13 protein-coding genes and 1 pseudogene are annotated in these 11,286 nt (G+C 66.9%); 1 reads left to right on the top strand and 13 read right to left on the bottom strand.

From position 1 onward, the window contains the following. The coding region (locus CV1CTNOD_RS09510; RefSeq protein WP_431607095.1) for an ISAzo13-like element transposase-related protein at positions 1-454 on the bottom strand (454 nt) is incomplete at its 3' end. A 126-nt stretch (positions 455-580) separates the two neighbouring features. Continuing rightward, positions 581-1,021 (bottom strand): annotated as a pseudogene (locus CV1CTNOD_RS09505) (transposase); the annotation flags it as partial. 77 nt (positions 1,022-1,098) lie between these two features. On the opposite strand from CV1CTNOD_RS09505, the gene CV1CTNOD_RS09500 reads away from it, so the two are divergent. Then, positions 1,099-1,452 (top strand): hypothetical protein, encoded by a 354-nt coding sequence (locus tag CV1CTNOD_RS09500; RefSeq protein ID WP_131785763.1) that lies wholly within the window; start codon positions 1,099-1,101, stop codon positions 1,450-1,452. A gap of 72 nt (positions 1,453-1,524) precedes the next feature. On the opposite strand, the gene CV1CTNOD_RS28210 is transcribed toward CV1CTNOD_RS09500, so the two are convergent. The 11 genes from CV1CTNOD_RS28210 to CV1CTNOD_RS09445 all read right to left on the bottom strand — a co-directional run bounded on the left by CV1CTNOD_RS28210 (position 1,525) and on the right by CV1CTNOD_RS09445 (position 11,283). Further along, positions 1,525-1,731 (bottom strand): transposase, encoded by a 207-nt coding sequence (locus CV1CTNOD_RS28210; RefSeq protein ID WP_131785771.1) that lies wholly within the window; start codon positions 1,729-1,731, stop codon positions 1,525-1,527. Positions 1,732-2,036: 305 nt separating this feature from the next. Continuing rightward, positions 2,037-2,708 carry a GPR1/FUN34/YaaH family transporter gene (locus CV1CTNOD_RS09490; RefSeq protein ID WP_131785762.1) on the bottom strand — a complete coding sequence of 224 codons (672 nt, stop codon included), beginning with the start codon at positions 2,706-2,708 and terminating at the stop codon, positions 2,037-2,039. A gap of 28 nt (positions 2,709-2,736) precedes the next feature. Further along, positions 2,737-3,756 (bottom strand): isopenicillin N synthase family dioxygenase, encoded by a 1,020-nt coding sequence (locus CV1CTNOD_RS09485; RefSeq protein ID WP_131785761.1) that lies wholly within the window; start codon positions 3,754-3,756, stop codon positions 2,737-2,739. Between the two features lie 51 nt (positions 3,757-3,807). Continuing rightward, on the bottom strand, positions 3,808-4,608 hold the full coding sequence (gene phnE / locus CV1CTNOD_RS09480) for a phosphonate ABC transporter, permease protein PhnE (RefSeq protein ID WP_131785760.1): 801 nt from the start codon (positions 4,606-4,608) through the stop codon (positions 3,808-3,810). Next, positions 4,608-5,369 carry a phosphonate ABC transporter ATP-binding protein gene (gene phnC / locus CV1CTNOD_RS09475; protein ID WP_207386299.1) on the bottom strand — a complete coding sequence of 254 codons (762 nt, stop codon included), beginning with the start codon at positions 5,367-5,369 and terminating at the stop codon, positions 4,608-4,610. The genes phnE and phnC overlap by 1 nt, the downstream gene beginning before the upstream one ends. 7 nt (positions 5,370-5,376) lie before the next feature. After that, positions 5,377-6,264 (bottom strand): phosphate/phosphite/phosphonate ABC transporter substrate-binding protein, encoded by an 888-nt coding sequence (locus CV1CTNOD_RS09470; RefSeq protein WP_165485411.1) that lies wholly within the window; start codon positions 6,262-6,264, stop codon positions 5,377-5,379. Between the two features lie 21 nt (positions 6,265-6,285). Beyond that, the gene (locus CV1CTNOD_RS09465; protein WP_131785758.1) at positions 6,286-7,443 is read right to left on the bottom strand and encodes a cobalamin-independent methionine synthase II family protein; all 1,158 of its coding nucleotides are present in this window, start codon (positions 7,441-7,443) and stop codon (positions 6,286-6,288) included. 432 nt (positions 7,444-7,875) lie between these two features. Beyond that, positions 7,876-8,646, bottom strand: a complete 771-nt coding sequence (locus CV1CTNOD_RS09460) for an MBL fold metallo-hydrolase (RefSeq protein WP_131785757.1) — start codon at positions 8,644-8,646, stop codon at positions 7,876-7,878. After that, complete coding sequence (locus tag CV1CTNOD_RS09455) at positions 8,631-9,476, bottom strand: inositol monophosphatase family protein (RefSeq protein WP_131785756.1); 846 nt, start codon at positions 9,474-9,476, stop codon at positions 8,631-8,633. Before CV1CTNOD_RS09455 ends, CV1CTNOD_RS09460 begins: the two co-directional genes overlap by 16 nt. Next, positions 9,473-10,612: an alpha-D-ribose 1-methylphosphonate 5-triphosphate diphosphatase gene (locus tag CV1CTNOD_RS09450; protein ID WP_131785755.1), complete on the bottom strand. Its 1,140-nt coding sequence runs from the start codon at positions 10,610-10,612 to the stop codon at positions 9,473-9,475. The genes CV1CTNOD_RS09455 and CV1CTNOD_RS09450 overlap by 4 nt, the downstream gene beginning before the upstream one ends. Beyond that, complete coding sequence (locus CV1CTNOD_RS09445) at positions 10,609-11,283, bottom strand: ATP-binding cassette domain-containing protein (protein ID WP_131785754.1); 675 nt, start codon at positions 11,281-11,283, stop codon at positions 10,609-10,611. Before CV1CTNOD_RS09445 ends, CV1CTNOD_RS09450 begins: the two co-directional genes overlap by 4 nt. Between the last annotated feature and the right edge of the window lie 3 nt (positions 11,284-11,286).

Raw genomic sequence — 11,286 nt, 5'->3', positions numbered from 1 at the left:
ACGGCGCCTGGAGGCTGAACCCCATATCCGCGAGCAGCCCCGCCACGGTTGTATGACTAATCTTGAAGCCTAACTTGAGCAACGCGACCGCGAGCTTCCGCGTCGTTTTAGACGTCCACCGAGTAAGACGTTCGGGATCCCCGACGCTTTCCGGATCGACCAGCCCGGATAGCGTCGGCCGTAATTCCGGCTCTACCTCCTCAGCCGGTTTCCGGCCACCACCAGGCCGGCGAACCCGATGCGTCACCTCGATGCCGCTGTCGATCTCCAGAGCCCCCCGTTGCACGGTGCCGCGATCGACACTCGCCATCCGAGCCACCTCCGCCACACCGCCATAGCCCAGCATCCGCGCCTGCGCGCCGAGGAAATATCTCCTCTGATTCTCGGCCAGATGTGGAAGAACCTGCTGAAACAGCAACGTCAGCGCCTCGCTGGATATCAAGTACTCTGCCATGCAGCGAACAGTACCTACCCGACATCAACGATGTGATTAGCGACTCACTACGGTTGTCCAACTGAACTATATGCGTACAGCTTGAAGCATGCCCAAAACCTCGAATTAGTTGCTGGACTTAATTCATTACGACCCCTTACGCCGTTCGGGGTCCCGGCGTCGGCGGGCATGCCAGTCTCCGCCGAGGTCCTGGTACACCGTATTGTTCGCGATGATGTGCCAGTAAGCGATGAGAATGTCGTGGCGGGTTGCGCCGATGGCTTTGAGAACGCCGCGTCTACCGCGGATCTGGGCGTGGTGGGAGGCAAGATAGGTGTTCTTGCTGCGGGCAGCGGCGTGCGCGGCCTCGGTCAACGCTGTTCGTAACCACTTGTTGCCGTGCCGGGTCCGGCCGGACAGCCGTTTCCCGCCGGAGGTGTGGTTCCCCGGGCAGATCCCCGCCCAGGAGGCGAGATGCCCGGCGGTCGGGAACCGGCTCATGTCCAGGCCGACTTCGGCGACCAGGACGGTGGCGGTGACCTCACCCACCCCGGTGATCGTGATGATCCGGTCGACCGTCTCCCCAAAAAGGGGTGCCAGATTGTTCTGTGTACGGGTTCATCCGAGTCTGAGACCTTATGGGGGTCTCGGAAGGGAAGGAACGTATGCGGACCACAGCGGAAGACGAGGTCGGGGCGTCGGGTCTGGGGACGGTCGCGGACCGGGCCGGGGTGCCGGCGGCCTCGACCCCGGCCGGGTCAGCTTCCCGCACGTCCTCGACGCCGTCCGACACTCCGTCGCGACGGCCTTTTCCCCCTGAGCGCCTCGCCCAGGCATTCCTGTTCCTCGTCGTCGACCTCCCCGGCATGCTGATCCGCGACCGCCCCGACCGCACCGCCCCACGCACGACCAAACGCCCCAGCCCGCGCTACCCCACCCGCAAAACAACCGACCCCGGCACCCGCCGAGTGACCAGCACCATCGTCCTCCACTCCCTCGAACCAGAAACGATCACTTAAAGAAGGGCCATTGCCCCCCGCAGGGCGACGCCGAAGGGCCAGCAATCCTTCATCTCCCGCACAGCACCACGATCAGCCACCTGCTACCTCACAGCGACCTCCTGCATACGTGGCACACCCCCATTTTCCCAACGTCATCTCGTGGACGCCGATGTTCCGGGCGACCTCGGCGACAGGACGGCCGCCATCGATGACGAAAGTTATCGCTTGTTCCTTGTACTCCTCGGTAAATCTACGGCCTGTCGCGCCCGTTGTCCGCTCTCCCGATGGATCGGGCAGCTATTCCGGGTGTCCGCCGAAGCGGGAACGGTCCAGTCACCGTCACCCGCCGCATCGAATTCCACTGCCTCGAACCACAACAATCACCTTAAAGTAAGGCCATTGCCCCGACCCCGGCGCGGCGACCCCGAGAACCGCCGTCCCATCAAAGGAAACCACCACCCTCAGCCCGACGGCCGCGCCACCCGTGCGGCCGTCAACGCACGCCTGGAAACGCGCTCACCGTCAGTCAATTCAAGCGACGCCCTGCGGAGGCAGGGAGAATATCTTGTCCCGCAGGTTTTCTCTCGGATGAGGCGGTGGTGTTAGCGGGTGATGAGGGGGCGGCCGAGGGGAAGTCCCCGTCCGCCGGTTTCGGTGAACATGAGGTCGGCGTAGAGGTAGACGGCGACCGCGACGAAGGCGAAGACGATGATGCCGCCAATCCGGATGAGACTGGTGGAGCCGGTCATGGTGCCGGCGAGGAGCACGGCCAGGGCGATGTCCACCAGACCGAGCAGGAGCGTGAAGCTGGAGGGCAGGCGCAAGGTGACCAGCGTGACCATGACGATCGTGATTAGCCAGCACACCAGCCAGGCGACCTGGGCGTCTGTGGCGTGCTCGGCCGCGGTGGCGAACCAGCCGTGGGACAGCCCGAGTGTCAGGGCGGCGTAGCTGCCGTAGAAGCCGAAGAATACGGCGAACAGGCTGGCGGAGGCGTTCTGCCCGAGGCCGGCCGCCCAGATGGTGGTGATCAGTAACCCGACCGCGGTGCAGGTGATGACGATGGCCAGGGTGGCGCTGGTGGCGCCGCCGGGCAGGGCGCCGATGTTTATCAGGCCGAGGCCGATGGCGCCGGCGATGACGGTGGGGACACCGACGACCCCGGGGTTACCGTGCAAGGGGTTGACCGGGGCTGGTGAGGCGTCGGTGGTGGTGGTCTCGCCAACTGGGGTGGTGATGGCGGTATCGGTGGTGCGGTCGAAGATAGCGGTCATCACGGCGCTCCTGTGTATCGCGGGCGGATCAGTTCGCGGCACCGACGAGGTCGGCGTGGTGGCGGCGGGTCACGGCCGGGTGGGCACGCAGCCGCACCTTGAGGATGTTCTCGCCATAGGTGGTGAAGATCGGGTTGCTCGGGTCGGAGCTTTCCCCGCCGGGCGCTTCGGCTGCGAGTTCGCCGGGCAGGTCGATCCGGGACAGGGTGGCGTCGAGGCGAGGGTTGACGAAGTAGACACTGGAGATGCGTTCCACACCGACGGGCGGGCTGACAACCCGGTGCACCGTGGCCTTGAGATAGCCGTGGGTGGCCAGTTGCAGCATTTCACCGAGGTTGACCACCAGGGTTCCGGGTATTACCGGCACGTCGACGAGATCCCCATCCCGCTCGACCTGCAGGCCTCCGACGGTGTCCTGGTAGACGAAGGTCAGCAGCCCGAAGTCGCGGTGCAGGCCCACACCCTGGCCGGTCGGGAACTCGGCCGAGGGAGCCAGGTAGCGGACCAGTTTCGCGGTTGCCTCGGGTGTGGGGTCGAGCCACTCGGCGAACCGCATGGCTGGTTGTCCGAGGGCCAGCGCGAGCGCGCGCAGCACAGCATGGCCGAGGCGGTCCATCTCCTCCATCCACGTGGTCACGGTCTCGCGGAACCCGGGGATCCCGGCCGGCCACTGGTTGGGACCGCGTAGCCATCGCCAGGCCGGATCGCCGGGGCCGACGGGCATCGGTTCGGCCTCAGGGCCGAGGTCGATTTCGTCGCGCAGGTCGGGCCGCCCGTTGGTGTGTTCCCCGCCGGGCGGGGTGTAGCCGCGGAAGTGTGGGGAGTTCTCCATGGAGATGGCCAGCCGGTCGGGCTCGGGAAGCGCGAAGAATTCCCGGGATACCTGATGCACCCGCTGGTTGAGCTCGTCGGGAACGCCGTGGCCGGTGAGATGGAAGAACCCCACGGTGTGGCATATGTCGCGCAATGCGGTGATGAATTCACCCGCGGTGGCGGACGATTCGTCTTCGCGGAAAGGAGTGAGGTCGAGAATCGGTAGCGCGCTCATTGATCGCCTTTCTGCACAAGGACAATGGATTCCGGGCAGGGGTTGGCGCCGTCACAGGCAACGGCGTCGGATTTGGTTGCTGGCGGTCTCGACCACAGCAACAAGGACCAGGACGACGATCATCACGGCCGCTGCACGTCGATAGTCCAGGGCTTGGAGCGCGGTGACGAGTTCGAAGCCGATGCCACCGGCGCCGACGATGCCCAGCACGATGGAGCTGCGGATATTGATGTCGAAACGGTAGAGGGTGTTGGCCACCAGGCTGGGCACGACCTGCGGGATCACAGCCAGACGAATCACTTGCAAGGGGTGGGCGCCGACCGCGGCCAGTGCTTCGGGTGGGCCTGGATCAATTTCCTCGATGCGTTCGGCGTAGACCTTGCCCAGCATTCCGATCGAATGCAGGGCCAGGCCTAGTACTCCGGGCAGGGTACCGAGCCCGAGGGCGGCCACGAACATCAAGGCGAAGACGAAATCCGGCACCGCGCGGCAGAGCGTGATGACGAACCGGGTGGTGGCGAAGACGGTGGGGTGTGGTGCGAGGTTGCGTGCGGCGAGCAGGGCCAGTGGCAAGGAGATCAGGGTCGCGCCGGCGGTGCCGAGGAAGGCGACCTCGACGGTCAGTAGGGTGGCGCGCAGCAGATCCGGCAGTCCGGAGAAGTCCGGTGGCCACATGGTGTCGGCGAGGAACGCGAGGAAGGTGGGGATCGCCGAGGCCAGTTGCCGCCCGGACACGCCGAGGTGCAGGCACACGGCCACGGCGGCTGTGGCGAGCAGGCAGGCCGTCGTGACGAGGGGGATGCTGGGTGCGCGGCGCAGCGCCGGGTGGCGGGAGGGCGTCGGGGTGGCCATCACACGGCCTCCACGGCGAGATCGTGCTGTTCACCGTGGTAAAGGGTCTCCCACTGGTCGGTGGTGACCTGTGCCGTAGGGGCGTCGATGACCACGTGGCCGTGGTCGAGTGCGACGATCCGGTCGCAGAACCGGCTGGCGAACTCCACCTGGTGCAAGGAGGCTACGACCGTTCGTCCGTCGTCGTGGGCGAGGCTGGCCAACAAGGTCAGCACCCGTTCGGCGCTGGCGGGATCGAGACTGGCCACGGGTTCGTCGGCGAGCACCACCCGCGGGTTTTGCACCAGGGTGCGGGCGACGGCGACCCGCTGCCGTTGCCCTCCGGAGAGCGTGTCCACGCGTTGTGCCCACCGGTCGGCGAGGCCGACCCTGGTCAATGCGTCCAGGGCCGCGGCGCGCTCGGCGACCGGGGCGGCGGCCAGCCAGGTGCGCCAGGCGCTGATCCGGCTGGCCGCCCCGGACAGAGCGTTACGGAACGCGCTGGCCCTCTCCACCAGATGGAACTGCTGGTAGATCATGCCGACCTCGGAGCGGTGCCGTTGCAGGTCCCGGCCGCGCAGCGCGCCGACGTCGCGGCCGGCCACGACGACCAGCCCCGCGGTCGGTGATACAAACCCGTTGAGACTGCGCAGAAGCGTGGACTTCCCGGCACCAGACGAGCCGACCAACGCGACGAACTCGCCCTCGGCAACCTTCAGCGTGACCCGATCCAGCGCCGTGGCAGTGCCGAAGGCCCGGGTAAGATTATCGCAGTAGATCATCGCCTGCTTACTTTCTGCGGAGGTCCTCGACCGAGAGGCCGGCTTGGCGCGCCAGTGCGCGGATCGGGTCGTAATCGGAGGCCGTGGCCGGCACGAGCCGCGTGGATTTCTCCACGCCGATGGGGGCCTGCTCGCTGCCCCGCAAACTGAGCAGCGCCCGCGTGATGGCCTCACGCCGCTGCGCCGGGAGAGCAGCGCGGACCACGACCGGAGAACCGGTGATGCGGTCGGACTGCCACACCTTCACGACCTTGCTGGGGTCAGCCTTGCCGGAGCGCACCGCTGACTCGTACTCGACCGAGTCGACGAACGCGGCGTCGACCTGGCCGCTGGCCACGGCCAGGATGTTCGCGGCGTGATTGCCGCCCTGGGACAGCGTGGTGTCTTTCTCCGGATCCACGCCCGTCTTGCGGAGCACGTCGAGTGGGAAGAGATATCCGGAGGTCGACAGTTTGCTCGCCAGTGCGAGTTTGTGCCCGCGGACGTCGGATGGTTGCCGGATCTCGGCGGGTTTGTTGGTCACCAGGTAGCTGAAATAGCCGGGTGTCCCGCTGTCGTCCACACCGACGGCCACGGGCTCGACCTGGACGCGTGGCTCGATGAGGACGTAGCTGAGCGACCCCAGGAAGGCCACATCAATCCGGTTTCCGCGCAACGCCTCGGCGATAGCGTAGTAGTCGGTGCTGGTGACCAGGTCGACCTTGGTGCCGAGGGCGTCTTGGAGTTGCCGGGCAGTTTCCTTGTAGCGCTGCTGTTCGGCCTGGGCCGCCCCCGTGGCGATGGCCCCCACCCGGATGGCCTGTTGTTCGCTCGCGCCGTCGCCGCACGCGGCCAGCGACAGCGCAAGCACCACAGCGATGAGCAGACCGGCAAGACGCGCGCCGGATTTTATCATGGATGTTCCTTCCTGCATTGTTTAGCGGGAGCCCTTGCCCCACAAGGTGTTTGAGGCCAGGCGGGCGCCTTCGGCGAGTGAAGCGAGTTTGGCCCAGACGACGCGCGGGCTGACCCAGTTCATGCCGACGAGGGTGCCGAAGCCGCAGTCGCTGCCGGCGAGCACGTTCTCTCGCCCGACGATGCCGGCGTAGTTGGAGATGCGCTGGGCGATGAGTTCGGGATGTTCGATGTAGTTGGTCTTGGAATCGATCACACCGGGGATGAGAATTTTCCCATCGGGGACGCCGATTTCTTTGAGCACTGCCCATTCGTGCGCGTGGCGGGGGTTGGATGCTTCAACGAGGAGTCCCTGCGGGCGAGCGCGCAACACGGCAGCCGCGATGTTTTTGAGTTCGATGTCGCGGTGGTGGGTGGACAGGTAGTTGCCCCAGCAGATGTGCATACGCATCCGGTCCGGAGGCAGCCCGCCGACGGCGTGGTTGATCACCTCGATGTGCATCTCGATCTTCTGAATGATCTCGTGCAAGGGCAGGTCCTTGTAGGCGAGGTGGGCCGCGCAGCCGATGTCCGGACAGTCGATCTGCAGGACCAGTCCACTGTCCACAATGACCTGGTACTCATACTTCATGGCGTCAGCCAGGGCGTAGAGGTACTCCTCGTCGTCCCGGTAGTAGCGGTTGATCATGTACATGGCGATCGCGCCGGGCGAGGCCGCGGTCATGAAGCCCTCAACCTCGCCATAACCCTGCAAGGCTTTCTTGAAGGCGGCAATGTCGGCGTGCACGGCTTTGGTGTCGCGCAACGTCACCTTGTCCATACAGTAGGGGGCTTTCGCATGCTGCATACCGGGGTCGGCTGCGACATGGCGCATGGTTTCCGGGTAGTCGGTGAACTCGGCCAACCCGAGCGGCTGCGCTTCCCCGCCGAACCCGTCGAAGCGGTCGGTGACATAGGTGACGTAGGAGGGCTTGCTGACCTCCCCGTCGCTGACGACGTCCACCCCGGAGTTCAGTTGCTTGTCCAGCACGTTGGCGCGCGCGACCTCGATCGCGGCGGCGAGCTGGTCCTCATCTACCAGCTTGCCGTCCATCTTGCGGTGCATGAGCTCGGTCAGCTCCTCTGGGCGAGGCAGGCTGCCGGTGTGGGTGGTGAGAATCCGATCGGTGCTTGTGTGCATGACTGATCACCTCAAGGAACAAGAAAATGAACAGGATTCGGAAGATATTCTGCTTGCGGGATGCTGCTATGGCGGTGTGCATATCGTGCACCTTTAGCTTGAATAGACAAGCGAGCCGAAGTGAATTCCCGGTGACGGCTGGAATTAAATTTGTCTACACAACCACAAAATTTGGGCAGCAGTGATCGGGCGGCCCAGCTGGAGTGTTCCCGCTTATGGATCAGCTCTTTCTTACAGGTCACGAAGGATGATTCCACGACAACATGATGCTCGCAGTCGTAACAAGTGGCACGTCGCCCCAACGATCGGCGGACACCGTTGGCGGAACGGAACTCGGTGAATTCACAGGAGGTGTACTGGCAGTCACGATCACTGTTAAAAATCACCGCGCCGGGGAGTTACGGGTCGCGGTGGTGTCGGGTCGTGGACATGTCAGGTGGTGTAGCGGGCGCCGCGGGTGGCGACGTCGAGTTTGCCGGTGTAGGTGTGGCCTGCGTCGGCGCGGGCCTGGAGCGCGCTGTTCGGACTGGAAAGGTGGGTGAGGACGAGCTGACGGGTGTTTGCGCGGTCGGCGATCTGCCCGGCGAGCTCGGCGGTGAGGTGGCCGTGGCCGATGAGTTCGGCGTCCGTGGCCTGCAGGTAGGTGGCTTCGCAGACGAACAGGTCGGTGTTTTCCGCAGTGGCGGTGACGGTGTCGGTGGGGCCGGTGTCGGAGGAGAAGGCGACGGTGGTGGCACCGTCGGTCAAGCGTAGTGCGGCGCTGGGGACGGCGTGCAGTGCAGGGCGGGCGGTCAGCTGCAGGTCGCCGAGCAGGTCGACGCTGGTGGGTGTGTCGAGGTCGAGGGTGTTGACCTGGAAGGCTTGTTGGATGGGACGGCGCATGGCCTCCAGGGTCGGGACGCCGAACTGGTCGTCGAGCCGGGTCAGCAAGCCGGTCATGTCGGCTGGTATCCACAGCGGGACCGGGGTGTCGCGGGGCGTGGGGAAGCGCAGGGCGTAGGCCAGGCCGGTGAGGTCGAGGCAGTGGTCGGCGTGGGAGTGGGTGATGACGACGGCGTCGAGCCGGGTCAGCGGGATGTGCTGCTGGAGGGCATCGATGACGCCAGGGCCGCAGTCAAACAGGATGCTACGGCCGTGGTGCTGCACCAGGTAGCCGGAGGTGCGTCCGGCTTCGCAGGTGAGCACGGTCAGTGTGAAACCCATGGCGACTCCCGGGTGGGATCGGTGAGGGCGGTGTGGATGGTGCTGGCGAGGTCGTCGGCCAGGTGCTCGGTGGCGGCGGTGATGCCGCTCCACCGCAGGGTGAGGTCGGTGGTGAAACGGAGGGGCCGGTCGTGCAGGTCGCGCAGGACGAACCCGCCGGCGCGGGCGAAGACCACCCCGGCGGCGAGGTCCACGAGCCGGTGGGTGTCGCTGCCGGGGTCGGCGAACGCGTCGATCGCGCCGGAGGCGACGAGCGCGATGTCGAGGGTGGAGCAGGACAGCACCCGGATCCGTCGTGCGGACCGCGCGACCGCCCACCACGCGGCACCGTCCGGGGTCGCGGTGTGCGGTCGCAGCAGCGACACCGCCGCCGCATCGAGCGTAGTGGTGCTGCTCGGGCGTATGGGTTCTCCCCGGGGGCCGTAGCTTCCGCCGTCCACCGTGGCTTGCCAGGTGTCGCCGGTGTGCAGCCAGCAGGTCAGCGCCTGGCGGAAGTCGCCGTCGACGGCCAGCGCGGCGGAGAGGGCACACAGGGGGACGCCGGCGGCGGCGTTGGCGCTGCCGTCGACCGGATCGAGCACTACGGTGTAGGCCGAGCCGCGGTCGAGGAATCCCGCCTCCTCGGACAGGACGTTCACCCCGTGCCGGGTGAGCGTGTCCAGGATCCGGTGTTCGACGAGGGTGTCGATGCGCATGGTCGGGGTGCCGTCGGCGCCCATGCCGTCGTCGGTTTCCAGTTGGGCACGGGTGTGGGAGGTGAGCGCGTCGGCCAGCGCCGCACGAGCGCTGGCGGCTGCGTCGGTCAGGGCGGGGTGCACGATGTCGGTCATGCCCGCGTCCAGGGCCCGAATACGGGGGTGCCGGCGACCCAGGTTTGCGCCACCACCGGCCGCCCGGCCCGCTGCGTGACCGCGACAAGGTCTGCGCGGTTCCCGGGGGTGAGAATGCCCCGGTCGGTCAGCCCGGCCGCGCGGGCCGGGCCCCGGGTCGCCAGTGCGACGGCGGTGGACAGGGCGCACAGGCCTGCTGCGGGCAGGGCGTAGATGGCGCCGAGCAGGCTCGGGGGGTGGTAGTCCGACGCCAAGGCGCCCAGGTGCCCGGCGTGCAAAGCCTGGCGGGCGGAGAGGTTGCCGGACAGGTGGCTGGTGCCACGCAGGGCGTTCGGCGCGCCCATCACGGTCAGCAGGCCGCGTTCGGTGGCGGCTGCGGCGGCCTGGGCGGTGACGGGGAATTCGGCGATCCGCACCCCGAGCCGGTGGGCCCGGTCCACCCGGGCCAGGGTATCGTCGTCGTGCGAAGCGAGCGAAATCCCGCGCTGGTGCGCCAGGCGGGCGAGCTCGGTGATAGTGGTGCCGGTGTGAGTCTGGCGGGCGCGCCTGCGGGCGAGCATCGCGTCGAGGTCGGTTTCGCCGGTGGTGGCGTAGTAGGCGCGCCAGTCCTCTTCCCGCTGGAACTGGCCCTGCCCTGGGGTGTGGTCCATATAGGACAGCAGTGACACGCAGCCCAGTGCGGCGAGGTCGGCGGCGAGGTCGAGGCGTTCGCTGGTGGTCTCCACACGCAGGTGGACCCGGTGATCAGCACGTAACTGGTCGCGAACCTTCTCCACGATGCGCGCCGACTGCGCGGCGTGGTCGGGTGTGCGGCCTTTGGCGGCGTCGTCCTGGACCGCCACGCACACGAAGTGTGTGGTGATCCCCCAAGAGACGACTTCGGTGTCCAGCATGACCAGCGTCTCGTCCAGGGCGAAGCTCGTGGAGGGGCGTGGGTGGGCGCGGTGGTGCCAGCTATCCGAGTGCAGATCGATCAATCCGGGCAGCAGATCGCGCTCCCCCAGGTCGACGATCGTGGCGCCCTGCGGCGGTTCGGTCCCCACCGCGGCGATGTGCTCACCGTCCACGGTGACGTATCCGGGCGTCAGTAGGCATTCGCCGGTGAGGACACGGTGCGCCTGTAACGTGATGCTCATACCATAGCCTCCACAACACGTCCGCCGTCCAGGCGGCAGACCTCGTCGATGAAGCCCGGTTCATCGGGCAGTTCGTGGAAGATCGCCAGCAGCGCGGTGCCGCTGTTCTTCCGCTCAGCGAGCACCCGCAGCACGGTGGCGCGGCGGTTGTGATCCAGTGAGGCGGTGATCTCGTCCAACAGGAGCACTGGCCGGGGCCGGGCGAGCGCGATCGCGATGTTGACCAGCTGGCGCTCCCCGCCGGAGAACGTCGACGGCGCCAGAGCGTGCAGTGCTGGATCGAGCCCGAGTTCGGTCAACAACCCGGTGGAGTGCTCGAGGGTGACGTCCTGTTCGGCCACCAGATCCCGCGCCGATACCCGGGGCGGGGCGGACAGGAACTGGGTGACCATGCCCAGCTGGCCGCGGCGGATCCGGATCAGGTCTCGATCCGGCACCCGCGCCAGGTCGATGGTCCCGTCGGGGGTGTCCAGGTGGATGGAGCCGGTGTCGGCGGCGTAGGTGCCATAGATACAGCGCAGCAGCGAGGATTTCCCTGAGCCGCTGGCTCCGGTGAGCACGACACACTGGCCGGGGGCGACGTCGAGGTCGATCCCGCGCAGCACGGGCCGGATGGTGCCACCACGCAGGTGGTCGGTGAAGCTCTTGGTCAGGCCGCGGATCCGCAACACGCG

Source organism: Protofrankia symbiont of Coriaria ruscifolia (assembly GCF_900634745.1).
Lineage (GTDB): Bacteria > Actinomycetota > Actinomycetes > Frankiales > Frankiaceae > Protofrankia > Protofrankia californiensis.
The sequence above is the reverse complement of the archived record's forward strand: the minus strand, read 5'-3'. Positions and strand labels throughout refer to the sequence as shown.